18 protein-coding genes and 1 pseudogene are annotated in these 16,828 nt (G+C 62.7%); 9 read left to right on the top strand and 10 right to left on the bottom strand.

What is annotated here, in order from left to right:
• Positions 1-9 precede the first annotated feature (9 nt).
• Positions 10-1,389, top strand: coding sequence for a DUF1329 domain-containing protein (locus tag LOY45_RS09980; protein WP_115087678.1), 1,380 nt, complete (start codon positions 10-12; stop codon positions 1,387-1,389).
• A gap of 57 nt (positions 1,390-1,446) precedes the next feature.
• Here LOY45_RS09980 and LOY45_RS09975 read toward each other — a convergent pair whose 3' ends face one another.
• From LOY45_RS09975 to LOY45_RS09960, 4 genes are read right to left on the bottom strand one after another with little or no spacing between them, the layout of a single operon-like run.
• Complete coding sequence (locus tag LOY45_RS09975; RefSeq protein ID WP_115087679.1) at positions 1,447-2,415, bottom strand: DHH family phosphoesterase; 969 nt, start codon at positions 2,413-2,415, stop codon at positions 1,447-1,449.
• Positions 2,416-2,427: 12 nt separating this feature from the next.
• A complete protein-coding gene (locus LOY45_RS09970) occupies positions 2,428-3,216 on the bottom strand; it encodes an SDR family oxidoreductase (RefSeq protein WP_258579056.1) in 789 nt (262 codons plus the stop codon).
• Between the two features lie 32 nt (positions 3,217-3,248).
• A complete protein-coding gene (locus LOY45_RS09965) occupies positions 3,249-4,418 on the bottom strand; it encodes a sulfotransferase family protein (protein WP_258579055.1) in 1,170 nt (389 codons plus the stop codon).
• Positions 4,415-5,530, bottom strand: a complete 1,116-nt coding sequence (locus LOY45_RS09960) for a DUF1214 domain-containing protein (protein ID WP_134063252.1) — start codon at positions 5,528-5,530, stop codon at positions 4,415-4,417. Before LOY45_RS09960 ends, LOY45_RS09965 begins: the two co-directional genes overlap by 4 nt.
• A 206-nt stretch (positions 5,531-5,736) precedes the next feature.
• On the opposite strand from LOY45_RS09960, the gene LOY45_RS09955 reads away from it, so the two are divergent.
• The 5 genes from LOY45_RS09955 to LOY45_RS09935 all read left to right on the top strand — a co-directional run bounded on the left by LOY45_RS09955 (position 5,737) and on the right by LOY45_RS09935 (position 10,950).
• The gene (locus LOY45_RS09955; protein WP_115087683.1) at positions 5,737-6,207 is read left to right on the top strand and encodes an SRPBCC domain-containing protein; all 471 of its coding nucleotides are present in this window, start codon (positions 5,737-5,739) and stop codon (positions 6,205-6,207) included.
• A 165-nt stretch (positions 6,208-6,372) separates the two neighbouring features.
• On the top strand, positions 6,373-7,317 hold the full coding sequence (gene cysD / locus LOY45_RS09950; protein WP_258579054.1) for a sulfate adenylyltransferase subunit CysD: 945 nt from the start codon (positions 6,373-6,375) through the stop codon (positions 7,315-7,317).
• Positions 7,317-9,209, top strand: coding sequence for a sulfate adenylyltransferase subunit CysN (cysN, locus tag LOY45_RS09945; RefSeq protein WP_258579053.1), 1,893 nt, complete (start codon positions 7,317-7,319; stop codon positions 9,207-9,209). Before cysD ends, cysN begins: the two co-directional genes overlap by 1 nt.
• Positions 9,210-9,349: 140 nt before the next feature.
• Entirely contained in the window at positions 9,350-10,522 is a 1,173-nt protein-coding gene (locus tag LOY45_RS09940) for a helix-turn-helix transcriptional regulator (RefSeq protein ID WP_233674301.1), read from the top strand.
• Positions 10,523-10,605: 83 nt separating this feature from the next.
• The gene (locus LOY45_RS09935; RefSeq protein WP_115087687.1) at positions 10,606-10,950 is read left to right on the top strand and encodes a hypothetical protein; all 345 of its coding nucleotides are present in this window, start codon (positions 10,606-10,608) and stop codon (positions 10,948-10,950) included.
• On the opposite strand, the gene LOY45_RS09930 is transcribed toward LOY45_RS09935, so the two are convergent.
• Both LOY45_RS09930 and LOY45_RS09925 read right to left on the bottom strand, forming a co-directional pair.
• On the bottom strand, positions 10,947-11,279 hold the full coding sequence (locus LOY45_RS09930) for a hypothetical protein (protein WP_134063258.1): 333 nt from the start codon (positions 11,277-11,279) through the stop codon (positions 10,947-10,949). The two genes, LOY45_RS09935 and LOY45_RS09930, sit on opposite strands and share 4 nt — an antisense overlap.
• A 110-nt stretch (positions 11,280-11,389) precedes the next feature.
• Entirely contained in the window at positions 11,390-12,379 is a 990-nt protein-coding gene (locus LOY45_RS09925; protein ID WP_258579052.1) for a hypothetical protein, read from the bottom strand.
• A 300-nt stretch (positions 12,380-12,679) separates the two neighbouring features.
• Here LOY45_RS09925 and LOY45_RS09920 point away from each other — a divergent pair, with 300 nt between their 5' ends.
• Both LOY45_RS09920 and LOY45_RS09915 read left to right on the top strand, forming a co-directional pair.
• A complete protein-coding gene (locus LOY45_RS09920; RefSeq protein ID WP_134063262.1) occupies positions 12,680-13,105 on the top strand; it encodes a hypothetical protein in 426 nt (141 codons plus the stop codon).
• Between the two features lie 33 nt (positions 13,106-13,138).
• Positions 13,139-14,116, top strand: a complete 978-nt coding sequence (locus LOY45_RS09915; RefSeq protein WP_258579051.1) for a tetratricopeptide repeat protein — start codon at positions 13,139-13,141, stop codon at positions 14,114-14,116.
• 23 nt (positions 14,117-14,139) lie between these two features.
• On the opposite strand, the gene LOY45_RS09910 is transcribed toward LOY45_RS09915, so the two are convergent.
• Both LOY45_RS09910 and LOY45_RS09905 read right to left on the bottom strand, forming a co-directional pair.
• Positions 14,140-14,757, bottom strand: coding sequence for a hypothetical protein (locus LOY45_RS09910; protein ID WP_258579050.1), 618 nt, complete (start codon positions 14,755-14,757; stop codon positions 14,140-14,142).
• 103 nt (positions 14,758-14,860) lie between these two features.
• Positions 14,861-15,043: a hypothetical protein gene (locus LOY45_RS09905; protein WP_134063268.1), complete on the bottom strand. Its 183-nt coding sequence runs from the start codon at positions 15,041-15,043 to the stop codon at positions 14,861-14,863.
• 73 nt (positions 15,044-15,116) lie between these two features.
• Here LOY45_RS09905 and LOY45_RS09900 point away from each other — a divergent pair, with 73 nt between their 5' ends.
• On the top strand, positions 15,117-15,743 hold the full coding sequence (locus LOY45_RS09900) for a histidine phosphatase family protein (protein ID WP_115087693.1): 627 nt from the start codon (positions 15,117-15,119) through the stop codon (positions 15,741-15,743).
• A gap of 460 nt (positions 15,744-16,203) precedes the next feature.
• On the opposite strand, the pseudogene LOY45_RS26980 reads toward LOY45_RS09900, so the two are convergent.
• Positions 16,204-16,299: pseudogene (locus tag LOY45_RS26980) on the bottom strand (hypothetical protein); the annotation flags it as partial.
• Positions 16,300-16,500: 201 nt separating this feature from the next.
• Positions 16,501-16,716 carry a hypothetical protein gene (locus tag LOY45_RS09890; protein WP_134063274.1) on the bottom strand — a complete coding sequence of 72 codons (216 nt, stop codon included), beginning with the start codon at positions 16,714-16,716 and terminating at the stop codon, positions 16,501-16,503.
• Positions 16,717-16,828: the final 112 nt, after the last annotated feature.

Here is a 16,828-nt window from a genome sequence, read left to right as displayed (position 1 = left end):
GAGCACCGCATGTCTACTCTCACGCATCCCTGGTTGCGCACCACCCTCGCGGCCGCCCTGCTCGGCGCAAGCCTGGCCCACGCCAATGTCAGCAACGACGATGCCGCGCGCCTGGGCAAGGACCTGACCCCGGTCGGCGCCGAACGCGCCGGCAACGCCGATGGCAGCATTCCGGCCTGGACCGGAAAATGGCGCGGCCTGCCACCACAGCTCAAGTTCGCCGGCCCCGGCACGCCCTACCCTGACCCTTACGCCGACGAAAAACCGCTGTTCACCATTACCGCGCAGAACGTCGAGCAGTACGCCGCCAACCTCACTGACGGCCAGAAGGCACTGTTCAAGCGCTACCCGAGCTCGTTCAAGATTCCGGTCTACCCCAGCCATCGGGACTTCAGGGTCGACCAGGCCAGCGAGGATGCCCTCAAGCGCAACGCGCTCAACGCCACGCTCAGCGCCGACGGCAACGATGCAATCAACGCCTTTGGCGCCTCGCCGTTCCCGATCCCGAAAAACGGCAACGAGCTGATCCTCAACCACAACATGCAGGCGCGGGCGACTACCGAAGAGGCCAACTACCAGCAGGTGGTGGTCTATGCCGACAACAACAAGGCCCTGGAAAAGGTCAACTACAAGATCTACTCGCTGTGGTCCGACCCCAAGCAGAGCGTGGAAAGCGTCAATGGGGTGTTCACCGACTTCCTGCTCACTACGCTTGAGCCGGTGCGCAAGAAAGGCGAAATCATCGTCGGCCACGAGTTCATCAACGCCGCCGCCCAGCCGCGCCAGGCCTGGCAGTACACCCCGGGCCAGCGCCGGGTACGCCGCGCGCCAACCGTCGGCTACGATTCGCCAACCGGCGCCGGCGGCTTTCGCGTCTACGATGAAGACCGCCTGTTCAACGGTGCCACCGACCGCTACGACTGGAGCATCGTCGGCAAGAAAGAGATCTACATCCCCTACAACAACTACAAGATCGACAGCCCCGAGGTGAATACCGCGCAGATCCTCTCCACCAGCGGCCATATCAACCCGGAGCTGATGCGCTATGAAAAACACCGGGTGTGGGTGCTGCAGGCGACGCTCAAGCCATCTGCCCGGCACATCTATGCCAAGCGCCTGATCTACATCGATGAAGACAGCTGGGCCGCGACCCTGGCCGACAACTTCGACGCCCGCGGGCAACTGTGGCGCACCAACATGCAGACCTCGGTGTACGCCTATGAGATCCAGCGTTTCCATGCCCGCCTGGGGATCTACCATGACCTGATCGCCGGCTCCTACCTGGTCGACCGCCTGCTTGACGAGCAGAAACCGGCCAAGCTCAACGCCAGTAACTTTGCCGCCGACGAGTTCACTCCCGGCAACCTGCGCAAGCTCGGTACCCGCTAACCCCCCGCGCAGCAAAACCCAACGCCCCGCCCGATCCGGTCGGGGCGTTGGTCTTTCTCAGCGATAGCAATCCAACAAACGTTCAGCGACTTCCTGCAACTGCGCGTCAGTCAGGCGATTGATCCCGGCAGCACGCTTGCGCCCGCCGCCGGAGGGGAACTGGCGGCAGAAGGCATCTGCCGCCAGCCCGGCATCTTCCGGCACCCGCAAACTGAACCCCCAGCCACCCTCGGCCCTGGCGCTGAGCAAGCCGATCGCCTTGCCTGGCGCCCCTGCTGCCAGCTGGTTGGCCAGCACGCCACTGACCCGACGCGCCCAGGGTTGCGCAGGCAAGCGGTAGATCAGCACGCCCTGGCCCGCCTGCCACGGCTCAAGGCCTGTGGCGGCGGCCATGTCGGCGGCATGGCCGCTGCGCAGGGTGGTAAAGCTGGTGCTGTGGCGGATGAAGTCCAGCGGATCGCGATACGGCAACAGCTCGGCGGCCAGCGCCAACGGCTCGAAGTGCAGGTCGGCCAGGCTGTCGCCATAGGCGTTGTAGTTGAGCAACAGGCCCAGTTCCTCCAGAGCGCGCACATCCTCTTCGTCCAGGCCATGTTGCGCCGCCAGCGCCAGCGCCGGGCCGGTCATACCGTCACCGAAGGCAGCCGCCACCGCCCAGCGGTGATGGCGCCCGCCCAGATAACGGTTGACCAGCAGGCTGGTACACACCTCGGCGGCGGTGTCGATGAACGACTCGAACGCCGGGTGGCGCGGCAGTTCGCCGGCAAAGTGGTGGTCGAAGTAGCGCACCCGGGCGCCGGCATCGAGCAGGCGCCGGGTGGCTTCACGGTTCTGTTCGTGGGCCACGTCCAGCACCGTGACCCGCTCGCCGGGCCCGGCCTGGACCCGGCGTAACAGCTCGATGTCGCGCTTGACCCCGCTGACCAGGTGCACCGTTGGCGCCAGTTCGCCAGCCAGACGCAGTTGCTGCAAGGCGCAGAGCCCGTCGGCATCGCCGTTGAAGGCGCAGTGATCGATGGTGTTCATCTGCCCCCCTCCTCAGTACATCACTTCGCCGCCGTTGGCATCGAGCTGCGCGCCATTGATTGCACTGGCGTAGTCCGATGCCAGAAACACTGCGGCGCGGGCGCACTCCTCGTCGCTGCGCATGCGCCCGCCAGGGATGCCGGCACTGAACTCGGCGCGCACTTGCGCTTCGCTGACACCGCGGGCCACCGCGCTCTGGCGCACCAGGGCCTGCACCGGCTCGCCCCACATCCAGCCACAGGCCAGGGCATTGACCCGCAAGCCGTGGGCCGCCTGTTCGCTGGCGAGATAACGCACGCTGGCGGCCAGGGCGCTTTTCGACGCGGCATAGGCGGCGCCGCCCTGATACGGTTTGCGCACCCCCAGGGTGTTGATCATGACGATCGCCCCCGCGCCCTGTTCGCGCATGGGCGCCAGCACCGCGCGGCTCATGTTCAGCGAACCCAGCAGGTTGACCTCCAGCGCTTCGCGCAGCGGGTCGTTGTCCGCCTCGTCCACGGCCTGGAAACCACCATGGGAGAAGGCGCTGTTGATCAGCGCATCGATACGGCCGAACTGCTTGAGGGTAGCTTCGGCGAAACGCTGGCAGGCCTGCACATCGGTGATGTCGGTGGCCACGCACAACACTTCGCAGTGGTCGGCAACGGCCTTGATGCGCTGTTGTGCCTCCAGCAGCCGGCCCTGGTCGCGGGCGCCGATGGCCACGGCCCGCGCCCCTTCGCGCGCGGCCTCCAGGGCCAGCTTGATACCCAGCCCGGGGCCGACGCCCGAAACCATCACGACTTTGTCTTTGAGTAGCATGGGATGACTCCTTTTATTGTTATGGGTTTGGCTCAGGCGTGGATATGCCGGGCGCGGTACTCGGCGTAGTCACGTTGCAGCAGCGCGTCGCTGAGGCCGAACTGCTCAGGGCTGTAGTGATGGGTGGCGCGTTTTTCCCGGCCGTTGGCGGCCAGCCATTGGTCCATGGCCGCGTTGACCGACGCGGTGCATTCCAGGCCGGCGAAGCGGTAGATGCGCTCGACCACCGCCAGCGGTGCGGCCAGGGTGTCTTCGAACCGCACATCGAGAAAGCGCCCGGCCGGCAGGCTGTCGCGTACCGCCATGGCATGGCGCAGTGCCCGTGCCATGCGCCGGTTCCACTGCTCGCCAACGGCTTGGGCATCGGCCTGGGCGCTGTACAGCTGCCACAGGGTATGGATGAAGCTGGCCAGCGAGGGGATGGTTTTGCCCGGTTCGCGATGGGTAAGCACCACCTGCGCCCCGGGGAACACCTCGAACAACAGCTCCAGGGTATGCAAGTGCTGCGGGCTCTTGAGCAGCCAGCGCCGGCCCGGGGCAATGCCACGGCGTGCCTGCTGCCACTGCAGGAACTGCAAGGTGCGCTTGAGGTAACGGTAGACCTGGGTTTGGTCCTGGCGATCGAGCCAGGCGGTATAGCTGGGGACGTTGACGTAGGAGTCCATGGCGCAGAGGAACGAGTGCTCCATCAGCATGAACTCCTCGTCGGGCTGCTCGGCGTCCAGTGGGTGAATGGCCAGCAACTGCGGGAGGAGCTCGACCATCGCCGCTACTTCGGCACGCGCCCGGCCGATGCGCTGCAGCGGCTGTTCCAGGGTTTCCCCGCTCAGGGGCGCCGGGTAGCGGGTTTCCCACCACTGCGCCTTGCTGAACTGCGAGTCCACCGCCAGGGTGCGTTGCAGCAGCGTGGTACCAGTACGCGGCAGGCCGACGATCACCAGCGGGTCGTTGATCTCAATCTCGAGAATCTCAGGGAGGCGCCGACAGTGGTCTTCGATCACCAGGCGATTGACCAATTGCGCCAATAGCTTCTCGCGCAGCAGCAGGCGCCCTTGTGGCGATAATCGCGCTTCCTGCTCCAGGGCCTGCCCCAGTACTTCAAGGCCCTGGCGAAAATCGCCCGGGCCAAAATCGTCAAGACCGCCTGCGCGAGCACTGGCCTCGGCCAGCAGCAGGTCCAGGGAAAAATCGTTGCCGCTCATACTGCCAGCTCCTTGAGGTCATTGAGTTTGACCACGCGGGTGGTCGGCTGAACCGGTTGTTTGGCGCCAACCCAGCGCAGGCACAGGGTGCCGTGGGGGTGGCCGGCGGTTTCCAGCCAATTGGCCAGGCCCGGGTCGCGGTGGCTGAGGACCATGCGCAGGCTGCCGTTCGCCGCAAGCTGCGCCGCATGCTTGTTCAGGCAGATGCGGTGGTAGCGGTAGTCGAGCGACTCCATCCAGTAGTTGTTGATCTGCAGGTTCCAGAAGTCGCAGGCCGGCATCTGGTCGACCTCGATCAGCAGCGCTTCGTCGTCGGCCAGTGCCCAGTACGAGTGGTAGTAGAAGATGTTCGGATCACCGCCCACTGCCTGGCACAACGCCTGGTCGGCGGCCGGCAACTGGTTGCTGTGCTGCTGGTAGCCCTGGGCCCAGTCGGCGAACAGCCGTGCGGTGTTCTCGACGAAACCACCGACTCGCTGCAGGCTTTGCTGCAGGCGTGCGGCGTCAAGCGGCGCGGGTGCCTGGCCGCCATTCAGGCGCTCGATGTGCAGTTGCGCCGGCTGCTCACTGCTGCGATCGAGGAAGGTCTGGCGCACGATCAAGGCATTGCTCTGCGGCTCAAGGGGCAGCCAGTTACCGCTGGCCGGCGGGTGCTGGCTGAGGATGATCTCGAAGTTGCCCTCGGCATCCAGCTGCAATTGCCCGGCGTCGATAAAGCCGGTCTGGATCATCTTGCCGTCGGTTTCGTAACCACCCTTTTGCGAGCCAAAGCTCAGGTAGGCGACGCTGCCGCGCTGGCCGCTGACACGGTACTCGTGCTCACCGTTCAGGCGTGCATAGCGGTACAGGTTGTCGGGGTTATCGGCACCGATTTTGGCAGTTTCATGGGAGGGGGTGATGAACCCGGGAAAATCTGGATCGGCGAACTCCAGGTGCATCTCCAGGGCGATGCGCAGCAAGCGGGTCAGGTAGCGAAAGCCTTCGGCGCGGGTTTGCTCGTCGGCCGGAGCCTCGGCGCGCAGGATCTGTTCGCCGCTGCGGCGCAACTGCTCGCAAAAACGGGTCCAGCTCTCACCGCTGATGACCGCCTGTTGGGGTGTGTCTGTAGCCATGTCAGTCTCCTCTGCCGGCGGAGGGTCCGCCGTTGTACCCGACCTTAGGGAGGAGCCCGGCAGCGCGGCTTCGTCCGTGCGGACTAAACCGCCGATCTAGTCCGCCTGGACGAGGAGCCGCCGGGCACAAGCGGTGAGGATCGCGCCTGAGCCCCGGCTCACTGGCGCCCCCTTGTGGCGCGCAGTCACCCTCACAGGAGCCACCCATGAGTGCAGAAAAAAACCTGGTCCGTTCGCTGACCGTGGACATCGATGCCCCGGCCGAACTGGTCTGGGCGATCCTCATCGACCTGCCCGCCTACCCGCAGTGGAACCCCTACACGGTCAAGGTCGAGTCGAGCCTGGTGCTCGGCGAGCCGGTCAACCTGTTCCTGCCCGACCCACGCCGGCCTGGTGAGTTGCTGAAGGTGGTCGAACGCCTGGCCGACTTCGAGCCGCATCGCTTGCTGGCCTGGGAGATGCACGCCAGTGCCGACAACCCTGATGCGGCGCGGCGCGAGCAGTTGATCGAACGCAGTGGGCCAGCGAGTTGCCGCTACCACACCACTGACCAGTTCCTCGGCCCGACCGCCGACCAGGTCATGGCCGACCACGGCCCCTGGGTGAAACAGGGCTTCGACGCCGTGGCCGTGGCACTCAAGGCCCATGCCGAGCGGTTGTTCGGGTCGGCGCCTTGACCTTGTCCGTGTCGTCTGGATTGCGGGGCTAGCCCGTTGCCACAGGTACTGCATCAATGCTCAGAACAGCACTAAACCTGTGGGAGCGGGCTTGACCCGCGATGAGGCCAGTCCAGCATTCTTCGTCCAAGCAGACGAAGAAGCCACCGCCCCCCATTACCTACCGTGACGTTCAGCCGGTGCCAATCCCGGCAGAACTCGAGGAGGTATTCGATGTTGACTCATCTGCAATGGCTGGAAGCGGAAAGCATCCAGATCATCCGCGAAGTGGTGGCCGAGTGTGAAAACCCGGTGATGCTGTATTCGATCGGCAAGGACAGCGCCGTGATGCTGCACCTGGCGATGAAAGCCTTCGCGCCGGGCAAGCCGCCCTTCCCCCTGCTGCACGTGGACACCACCTGGAAGTTTCGCGAGATGATCGAATTTCGCGACAAGACCGCTGAACGTCTGGGCCTGGACCTGCTGGTGCATATCAACCCCGAAGGTCTGGAAAAGGCCATCGACCCCTTCACCCACGGTTCGGCCCTGCACACCGACGTGTGGAAGACCCAGGGCCTGAAGCAGGCCCTGGACCACTACGGTTTCGACGCAGCGTTCGGCGGCGCCCGGCGCGACGAAGAAAAGTCGCGGGCCAAGGAGCGGGTGTTTTCGCTGCGCTCCGAGCAGCACCGCTGGGACCCCAAACAGCAGCGCCCGGAGCTCTGGCGCCTGTACAACACACGCAAACGCAAGGGCGAAAGCCTGCGCGTGTTCCCGCTGTCGAACTGGACCGAGCTGGATATCTGGCAGTACATCTACCTCGAACAGATCCCCATCGTGCCGCTGTACTTCGCCAAGGAACGCCCGGTGGTACGCCGCGACGGTACGCTGATCATGGTCGATGACGAGCGCCTGCCACTGCGGCCTGGAGAAACCCCGGAACTGCGCAAGGTGCGTTTCCGCACCCTGGGTTGCTACCCGTTGACCGGCGCCATCGACAGCGACGCCGATAACCTGCCGGCGATCATCAGCGAAATGCTGGTCAGCCGCACCTCGGAACGCCAGGGCCGCCTGATCGACAGCGATTCGGCCGGCTCCATGGAGAAGAAGAAGCAAGAGGGGTATTTCTGATGAACGCGATCACCGATGCACGCAATGGCGACCTGACGCCCTACCTGCAACAGCAACAGAACAAACAGCTGCTGCGCTTCATCACCTGCGGCAGTGTCGACGACGGCAAGAGCACCCTGATCGGCCGCTTGCTGTATGAGTCCAAGGTGCTGTTCGAAGACCAGTTGGGCCAGCTTGAAGCTGACTCGAAAAAACTCGGCACCCAGGGCGAGGAGCTGGATTTCGCCCTGCTGGTCGACGGCTTGAGCGCCGAGCGCGAGCAAGGCATCACCATCGATGTGGCTTACCGTTTTTTTGCCACCGAAAAGCGCAAGTTCATCGTTGCCGACACCCCCGGCCATGAGCAATACACCCGCAACATGGTCACCGGTGCGTCCACCGCCGACCTCGCAGTGATCCTCATCGATGCCCGCCAGGGCCTGTTGACCCAGACCCGCCGGCACAGCTACCTGGTGTCGCTGCTGGGCATCCGCAAAGTGGTGGTGGCGATCAACAAGCTCGATCTGGTGAGCTATTCGCAGGCGGTGTTCGAGCGCATTGAAGCCGAGTATCGCGCCTTCGCCGCACAGATCGGCCTGCAGGATATCCAGTGCATCCCGCTCTCGGCACTGCGCGGCGACAACATGCTCGAAACCAGCCCCAACACCCCCTGGTACCAGGGCCCGAGCCTGCTTGCGCACCTGGAAGACGTGCCGCTGGAGCAAGCCCGGCAGAGCCAGGCGCCGTTCCGCTTGCCGGTGCAATGGGTGAACCGGCCGAACCTGGATTTTCGCGGCTATTGCGGCAACGTTGCGGCCGGCAGCGTGCGCGTCGGCGAGCGCATCCGCGTGCTGCCTTCAGGCCAGCAGAGCGAGATCACCTGCATCCTTGGCAGTGCCGGAGAACAGCAGCAAGCCCTGTGCGGCCAGGCCGTGACCCTGACCCTGAAGGACGAAGTCGATATCAGCCGCGGTGACCTGATCGCCCTGGCCGACGCCCCGCCGGCCGTCGCCGACCAGTTCGAGGCGACCCTGGTATGGATGGACGAAGAAGCGCTGCTGCCGGGCCGCCCGTACCTGATGAAGATCGGTTGCCGCACCGTCGGCATGAGCTGCGCCAACCTCAAGCACCGGGTCGATGTGAACAGCCTCGAGCACCTGGCGGCCAAGACCCTGGAGCTGAACGGCATCGGCGTGTGCAATCTGCACCTGGACCGGCCGATCGCCTTTGATGCCTATGCCGACAACCGCGACACTGGCGGCTTCATCGTCATTGACCGCCTGAGCAACCGCACGGTCGGCGCCGGCATGCTGCACTTTGCCTTGCGCCGGGCGCAAAACGTGCACTGGCAGGCCATCGACGTCAACCGCGAGGCCCATGCCGCGCTCAAGGGCCAGGCGCCACGAATGCTGTGGTTTACCGGGTTGTCCGGCGCGGGCAAGTCGACCATCGCCAACCTGGTCGAGCGCAAGCTGCATGCCCTGGGCCGACACACCTACCTGCTCGATGGCGACAACGTGCGCCACGGCCTGAACCGCGACCTGGGCTTCACCGAAGCCGACCGGGTGGAGAACATCCGCCGGGTGTCGGAGGTGGCCAGGCTGATGCTCGATGCTGGCCTGATAACCCTGGTGTCGTTCATCTCGCCGTTCCGTGCCGAACGCGACATGGCCCGGGGCCTGGCGGGCGATGGCAATTTCCTCGAGATCTTCATCGATGCGCCGCTGGCCCTGGCCGAGCAGCGCGACCCCAAGGGCCTGTACCTGAAAGCCCGACGTGGTGAGCTGAAGAACTTCACCGGCATCGATTCGCCCTACGAGCCACCGGTGGCACCGGATATCCATATCGATACCCAGCACGAGACTGCCGAGGCCGCTGCCGAACGCATCGTCGAGGCCCTGCTGGCGTTGTAACGGCGACCGGGCGCAGCGTTGCACCCTGGAGCGTGCGCTGCGCTCATCAGCGCCCGGCCATCTAAGCCAAACGGACGATTTTGTCTCCCTGACCCAGGTCGATACTCGAGCCATAACAACACGCAGCCAAAGAGGCGCGCATGACCCTGCCCTTTCCTACCTGCCCGGACCTGCACGCCAGCCTCGACATTGCCCCTGCCGAGCTCAGCAGCCTGCTCGGGCTGGTCTATCACGGCCCGCTGGAGTCGACGCCCTGGGCCAGTTTGCTGGACGTCCTGCGCCAACGCTTCGCCGCCAGCTTCTTCACCCTGGTGCTGCGCAATCCCGACCACCAGCGCCCCGGGCTGATCGTCAATGCCTCGGTACATGGCCCGCTGTTGCCTGGCGAGCCCTCCTACAGCGAGCATTACTATTCGATCTGCCCGTTCATCGACTGGCCCGTGGACCAGGTCGCCAGTGCCGACCAGGTGCTGGGCACCGAGGCCTGGCTGGGCCATGAGTTTTACCGCAACTACCTGCGGCCGCTGGACCTGCGCCATGTACTGGTGGCCAACATGCGCACCGCCGCCGGCATGCACTGCGCCCTGTTCGCCTGCCGCGACCACGCCAGCGAGGATTTCAATCAAGCGCAGATCAACTTGATCCGCCTGTTGTTGCCGCACCTGCAACAGGCTGTAGACCTGCATTCGGCAGTGGATCAACTGGATGCCGAGCGCCAGCTCTATGCGGCCACCATCGACCGCCTGATGGTCGGCACGGCCATCCTCGACGAGAACGGCCGGATGATGCGCTGCAACCGCGCCGCCCAGCGCCTGTTTGACAGTCGCGACGGACTGGACTGCAGGCACGACAAGCTGTGTGCCTTTGCCAGCCATGAGAACCGCGCGCTGCAGCATGCCATCCAGGCGGTGTTGAAACAGCGCCAGCGCGGCCTCGACGACCTGCAGGTGCTGACCCTGGCACGGCCCAGCGGCGAGATGCCGCTGAACCTGTTGCTGCGCCCGATTGCCATGAGCTACCAGGCCCAGAACGGCACCCGACGCCCGGCCGTGGCGGTGTTCATCCGCGACCCGGCGGACTCGCCACAGGCCTCGCGCAACCTGCTGCGCAGCCTGTTCCAGTTGACCCGCACGGAAACCGAGGTGGCCATGCTGGTGATGGATGGCCAGACCCTTGATGAGACGGCCGAAGCACTCGGGGTATCGCGCAATACCGTGCGCGCCCACCTGCGCGGTGTCTTCGCCAAGACCGGCGCCACGCGCCAGGCGCAACTGGTCAAGACCTTGCTCAACAGCGTGGCGTCGTTGGGGTAGTGGTTGGCGCCGCCCGTTTGAGTAGAATAGCCGCCGTAGCGCTAGCATCCCCCTGCGCAATTGCGCCTTTGAACGATCAATGGATGATCCTGTTGAAACCCCTCAAGCACCGTTTTCTCGCCATCCTCATGCAGGTCGATCTCAACATTACGATCTGGACCGGCGGCCTCTACATGATCTGGGTGCTGTTCGACCGTGATGCAACGCGGTACTTCGAAGCCTACGTAGTCTTTGCCATCGCCGGCCTTTGCCTGTTCTTCTTCACCGCGCTGTTTGTGCGCTGCCCGGAATGCAACAAATCCATGCACCATCTGTACAAGCCGGGAGAAGGACTGTTGATGCACCGCGGGTTACTGCCCCACGAGGTCTTCACCCAGAAGCTGATCGAGTGCCCCGAGTGCAACCAGGTGGTGAAGTTTCGCGATTAGCGCAAGCTGATAACGATCTTGCGTGCGAGCATGCCCACCAGCATACCGGCGATGGTCAGCAGCACATCGGCGGTGAACTTTGCCGAGTAGTCAGGCGCGTAGATACGGTCATGGGTGTAGAAGGTCGGGCCGGTGTTGAACACAGCGTGGTAGCCATTGGGGAAGAACGCCACCGCGCACAGCACCACGATCAAGCCCAGGGTCCAGGCGCCGGTGCCGTCGTAGGACTGGCTGCGGAACCAGAGGAGAATCCAGGTGAGTACGCCGGCGAGGACCGGCGTCCAGAACTGCGAAGTGAGGGCGCTGTAGAATTCCAGGGTGAAATACATGGGTTTGCTGAGTCCTTTCGGTGACGCCAGTGGAGAAGGTTGGATGACGCGCCTTGAAACGCGGCGGCATGCTATCACGCCGGGCACGACACCGGCGCTCCTGCTCAGCTTCAGCCCTGCGGCGCAATATCGACCTTTTGCAGCCGGTCCAGCCCTACCCCGTAGAAGAACGAAAACGGCCGCCCGGCCTGATACGCGTAGTTGCCACACATCTCGCGCAGGCCCTGGCGCCCGGCGTCGGCCATGTCGAAGGGTTGGTAGGGGTGCTCGCCAAGCGATCCGAACTCAATCGTCAGCCAGGTCGAGCGAAACTTGCCATAGGACATCTCGCTTCCCACGCTGACCTTGAGCCCACCCGTCTCGAGGCGCTCGCGCAGGTCACGGTCGTCAAAATACAGGCTGGCAGGCACGCGCAGGGTCAACTTATCGTGGGTGAGAATGTCCATGCCGCCCTGTAGTTGCGCGCTGTCGGCCTTGAAGCCGGTGATGACGAACGGCAAGGCGCTCTGCACGAAACTGTCGAGCTGGCAGCCCACTTCGGCCTTGACCGTGCTGCTACCGGCGAAGGCATGGCGCCGCTCGCTGTCGCTGATGCGGGTATCGAGGCTCGTCTCGTAGGGAAAGTCGAACCACAGCGGTATTACCTTGCGTCCCATCGCGACGACGTTGGCAGGGGCCGGGCCGATTTCCCGCCCCGCTGCATTCAGTCGTTTGGCCTGGCTGTAGTCCAGCTGCAATTGCACGCTGTAGACCACCGCCTTGCGCGCCTGCAGGATGGCATCGAGCTGGCTGGCCAAGGCCTGGCGCTGCGCGGCGCTCAGGGCTGGCTCAGGGCCACGCAGCACGAGGGTGTCACTTTGCTGGGGATCGAGTTCGATCTGCAGCCGTTGCGTATCGATGTGCTGGGCGGCCAACAGCTGCTCGACGGCCTGGCGGTAAACCTCGTGTACTTGCCTGGCGTCATCGCGAGGATGGGCACCGCCGTGGAACTGCAACTTCGCGAGCACCACCCTGGGCTCCTTGAGCAGGGCCACAACGAGCAATACACACAGCCCGATACCCGCACCCACCATCAGCTTCCATGCAGCACGTCGACTCATTACAAGCCTGCTCCTTGACTAAGACATCCGCAGTACACACTGCGGGCGCGGATAATAACCGCCATTAGCGCTTATTGCTTGTGCGGCAAACGGCATTGTTACTGTTTCACCAATAAAGCTTTCAGCCCCGGGCGTTTATCCCCAAACACCTCCGGCCTAAACTGAAATCAGTTTCCAGGCAAAGCACCCTGCCCCGCTTCCCAAATTCCTTGCCGACAGGTCTTGTTTTTGCCTGGGTGACGGCAAGGGTATGATGGCGCCCTGCTTGAATGGAGAGCGCCGCAAGCCATGGACGGATTCTTGAGTAACCTGGTCAAACTTCGAATTGTTCTAACCTTCGGCGCGATTGCCGGATTGTTGCCCGTCACCCTGGTGTTTATCTGGGGGGCACTGTTCTTTCTCGCTGGCGCACTCGGCTCACTGGCGTCAACAGGCTGGCTCGCCTGGGCGATCATTCTGCTGCCGATCTCGATGTCAGTGTTCTGCCTGTGGACGAGCTGGAAAATCTACGCGATCTCAATGGCCACAACCCCCGAAGTACGCTACAAGCGCCTGCTGATTGCCGGGGTGGTCGCGACCGCACTTTGGGGCGTGCCGTGGGCCTACTTTGGCCGCACGTTCCCAACGACAATCTATATCTTCATGATGCCCGGGATTACAGCGGCGGCGATGCTGGCCATTGCACTGAAAAGAGAACAGGCCGTAGCAAAACAGCTGCAGAGCTGATGCTGGAACTGCACGTCGACTAGAAGGAACACCATGCGTATTCATGTATTGAACATGCTGCTGCCTCTCCCGTTGCTGGTGATGATGGCGTGTGCAAGCGCCGCCCTTGCCCCGCCGAGCGAAAAAGCCTTGAACCTGTTACTGGCGGACGAATACCAGGCATCGATCCAGGAAGCGGATCGCGTGCTTTCAAGCGATCCTGGCGATAGCGAAACCTTGAATGTCAAAGCCCGGGCAGTGTCGGCCTTGGGGGATGATCGCCAGGCAATACGGCTAATGAGCCAAGCACTTGCAGCGGCCGAACGCAACGGCCAAGTATCGCTCAGCCAGCAGGCGACCTACTGGAGCAACCTTGGTTACTTCCACGAGCGACTGGGCAACTTCGAGACTGCCCTGAGCCAGCATCAGAAAGCCTTGGACATGCGCATCGCAGTACTTGGCAACGATGACCTGCACACCGCCGACAGTTACAACAACCTAGGTACGACGTTGAGCAAACTGGGGCAGTATGACCAGGCCATCGACAACCTTGAAAAGAACCTGGCGATCAGAAAGCGGCGGCTGGGTGAACACGACGCGTCGGTAGCCACGGCACTGAATAACCTGGGTTTTGCCTACCACCTTCAGCACCGATACCAGGACGCACTGGGCTATTATCAGCTGGCACTGGATATCGACCTGGCCAACCATGGTGCGAACCACCCTAGCGTCGCCATCCGCTGGAACAACATCGGCGACGCCTACTTCGGCCTTGCACAATACGAAAAGGCCGAAGCCTTCCTGAACAAGGCACTGAGCAGCGACATCGCATTCTTTGGCGAGCGTCACCCCAAAGTGTCGCTGCGCTATTACAACCTGGGCAAAATCCATGAAGCCAGGGGTGACACCGGCAAAGCCCGCAGCACCTATACGCAAGCCCTCCAGATAGCCCGACAGTTCTACCCCGAGGACAACTGGCAAATCCGGCATTTACAGGAAAAGTTGCAGGGCTTGGGTAAGCAGGCAAACTAACGGGCGCTGCTTTTGGCGTTGCGTCAGGCGTACTCCCAATCCCGCTCCAGATACTCGACCTGCGCTGGCAACAGTTCACGTAACAGCGCCAGGCACTCTTCGAACATCGCCTTGTCGGGCAAACGCAGTTCGAAGCCGATGGACAGCTCACTGATATGCGGGACCAGGATGCGGCGCTTGCGGTCAATGGTCAGGTAGCGATACTGCTCCCAGCCGGGGCCGTGCTCATGTTCCGTACAGGCTTCGGGCGAAGGCGGCGCCATCTCGCGGGTGAGCAGGATGTAGGCGATAAACAGCGGCGTCAGCAACAGCCACCAGGTGCCGGTCGCCACCGCCAGCCAGAGCATCACCACCGCTTCGATCACCACAACCACCACGATGGTGATTCTGGCGGCGCGATCGGAGCGTACGTACTTGCTGATCGTTATACCGTCGCGGGTGAGCTGGAATGAGAGGTGGGTTCTGACCGTTAATAACAGCAGCATCAGGACGTACATAACGGCACATATCCCGTAGACCCAATTGTCGCCCCCCAGCCAACTGAGCATACCGGCTACCCCGAGCATCCCGATGGTAATCGCCAGGATGCCATTGCGCAGGTCCTTGGGCGCAATGAGGCGAGCCTTGATCGACCAGTTCATCAACGTTTCGGGGGGTGAAGTTGCGAGGGAATCGGATGGATCGGTCGGTTGTGGGTTTTGCACGGATATCCTTATCGTGAACAATGCTGCTGATGCCTACCCCTCAAGCTTGTCGACGCCTCGAGCAGAACTCGATCGCGACCAATACTACACCGGGAACAAGCAAGCCCAGGCCGGTGTAAGCGAATGCAGGTTGCCCGGACAGGCCCACGGCAATAAAGCCTGCGCCCATGGCGATGAGTGGACCGCCGGCAAGGATGAAGGGCTTTTTGCTGGGGTTGTTCATATCAATCCTCCTTGTTGATCTGGCGTCATGTTAAACCAGATTGTCCCATGCACTTTCAAAAGACAGGTAAACAATGAAGCAAACCAGGCTGATTCGCCACGGTGAAAGCGCCGCAAACGCAGGCGAAGCCAGTCGCGATCACGCAAGCATTCCCCTTACGCAGAAGGGTGTCGAACAAGCGCAACGAGTAGCCCGGTCGTTCACCCAGGCGCCGCAGTTGATCGTTGCCTCACCGTTCTCCCGAGCCCAGGCAACCGCCAAGGCGACGGCCACGGCCTTCCCTGCTGCAGCGTTCGAAACTTGGCCAGTTCAAGAATTCACCTACCTTGAACCGGCGCGCTGCGCCAACACCACAGTTACCCAGCGGCGGGACTGGGTCGAGGCGTATTGGGCCAAGTCAGATCCAGCGTTGCGGGATGGCGTGGGAGCGGAGTCGTTTTTGGACTTCGTCTCTCGGGCGAAAGTATTCCTGGATCGACTCGCCGCGCATCCTGCCGAGGATATTGCAGTGTTTTCACATGGGCAGTTCATCAATGCCGTTGTGTGGTTGCTTGAGCGCAAGCCAACGGAAATCGATGGTCGGGCAATGACGGAGTGGCGAGAGTACGAGATTGCCAACCCTGTGCCGAATGGCGGGGGGTATCAGTTGGTTTGGGATTCAGACGATGCCAGGTTTCGGGCACATGCCCGCACGCCCTGATTGATCGCTGAAGACGCCGCTACTCCACGCTCGTTGCCCTGGACCGCTCACACGCCACCCTCAGCCGTTCATGAGCATCGGGCGGCATCGGCGCGGGGCTGGGCGGTAGCCAAATGCAAAAAAGCCCAGCGCGGGGCTGGGCTACTTTACTAACGATGGACAGATAGAAGTAGACGCCTCAACGGTCATTCTTTGAGGACGAGCTGACTGCATTTCTCAGTCCTTTGGAATTATGATCGCCTGGAGTAGTTCGAGAAATAGCCGTCGACTTTGACAGGCCACGAGTATCCTTGGAGTGGGCGATACCAGAGGTGGCGGAACCATGGCCATTATCGTCGTTGCGGTCGCTGCCGTAGTGATTGCCGCTCACGCCATGATCGCGGGTTGCCTTACCTGCATGATCTCCACCAAAGCCATCACCCTTGCTGCCTTGACCGCCCCGGCCTCCGCCATTCCCGCCATGCCCGCCGCCATTTCCTCCACCATGGCCACCGTCTTTCGCGTAGGCTGAGCCAATGGGCGAAAACTCGGCAGGCAGCAGCGCAGTTGCCCCCAGTGCAAACGCACACGCAAAAACAGCTACAAAGGTTTTCTCATGATTCGAACGCCTCCAGAGGCGATGATTGATGTGCCATATGATTCAAAGTCAGCGCTAAAGTTCTGGTGAGGCGACGGAATGCGTCCATGCGTTCGCGAGCCCAAGATCCGACACAAGGCGTGTCCATGAGCGGTTGCAGCGGACTGCTTTGCTGCATCGTCATGAGTTGCGCGACGAGTTCCTTGATTTCGCTCGCGGCCAGTTCTGCCTGTTGATACCTTCGGCATAGGTGTCCAGCGCCAGGGGGAGGTTGAGGCAGTGTACGTTGACCTCGCTCAACGCGCGCTGGCGCGACGACCAGATCGTCCAGACCGTCAGCGCAAGGCGCACATCGCGCTTGAGGGGCAGCATGGCCGGCAGTGAGGGAGTGGACATCATCGAACGCTCCTGCGATCTCACAGCTGAAGGCACTTTACCCTGTACCTCGGAATGCCCTGCGCCACAAGGGCCAGAGCACCTAGCGCTGTAATCAAGTGGTCGTGGGCAT

Source organism: Pseudomonas wadenswilerensis, from assembly GCF_024749185.1.
Taxonomy (GTDB): Bacteria; Pseudomonadota; Gammaproteobacteria; order Pseudomonadales; family Pseudomonadaceae; genus Aquipseudomonas; species Aquipseudomonas wadenswilerensis.
This window is presented reverse-complemented; position numbering and strand designations above follow the sequence as displayed.

Bases quoted from the DNA above. Each gene is read 5' to 3' on its own strand.
- LOY45_RS09960 (WP_134063252.1), bottom strand. From the start codon at position 5,530: ATGGCTACAGACACACCCCAACAGGCGGTCATCAGCGGTGAGAGCTGG.
- LOY45_RS09905 (WP_134063268.1), bottom strand. From the start codon at position 15,043: ATGAACAACCCCAGCAAAAAGCCCTTCATCCTTGCCGGCGGTCCACTC.
- cysN (WP_258579053.1), top strand. From the start codon at position 7,317: ATGAACGCGATCACCGATGCACGCAATGGCGACCTGACGCCCTACCTG.
- LOY45_RS09940 (WP_233674301.1), top strand. From the start codon at position 9,350: ATGACCCTGCCCTTTCCTACCTGCCCGGACCTGCACGCCAGCCTCGAC.
- LOY45_RS09890 (WP_134063274.1), bottom strand. From the start codon at position 16,716: ATGTCCACTCCCTCACTGCCGGCCATGCTGCCCCTCAAGCGCGATGTG.
- LOY45_RS09980 (WP_115087678.1), top strand. From the start codon at position 10: ATGTCTACTCTCACGCATCCCTGGTTGCGCACCACCCTCGCGGCCGCC.
- LOY45_RS09915 (WP_258579051.1), top strand. From the start codon at position 13,139: ATGCGTATTCATGTATTGAACATGCTGCTGCCTCTCCCGTTGCTGGTG.
- LOY45_RS09900 (WP_115087693.1), top strand. From the start codon at position 15,117: ATGAAGCAAACCAGGCTGATTCGCCACGGTGAAAGCGCCGCAAACGCA.
- LOY45_RS09935 (WP_115087687.1), top strand. From the start codon at position 10,606: ATGATCCTGTTGAAACCCCTCAAGCACCGTTTTCTCGCCATCCTCATG.
- LOY45_RS09910 (WP_258579050.1), bottom strand. From the start codon at position 14,757: ATGAACTGGTCGATCAAGGCTCGCCTCATTGCGCCCAAGGACCTGCGC.
- LOY45_RS09955 (WP_115087683.1), top strand. From the start codon at position 5,737: ATGAGTGCAGAAAAAAACCTGGTCCGTTCGCTGACCGTGGACATCGAT.
- LOY45_RS09930 (WP_134063258.1), bottom strand. From the start codon at position 11,279: ATGTATTTCACCCTGGAATTCTACAGCGCCCTCACTTCGCAGTTCTGG.
- LOY45_RS09975 (WP_115087679.1), bottom strand. From the start codon at position 2,415: ATGAACACCATCGATCACTGCGCCTTCAACGGCGATGCCGACGGGCTC.
- LOY45_RS09970 (WP_258579056.1), bottom strand. From the start codon at position 3,216: ATGCTACTCAAAGACAAAGTCGTGATGGTTTCGGGCGTCGGCCCCGGG.
- LOY45_RS09925 (WP_258579052.1), bottom strand. From the start codon at position 12,379: ATGAGTCGACGTGCTGCATGGAAGCTGATGGTGGGTGCGGGTATCGGG.
- LOY45_RS09965 (WP_258579055.1), bottom strand. From the start codon at position 4,418: ATGAGCGGCAACGATTTTTCCCTGGACCTGCTGCTGGCCGAGGCCAGT.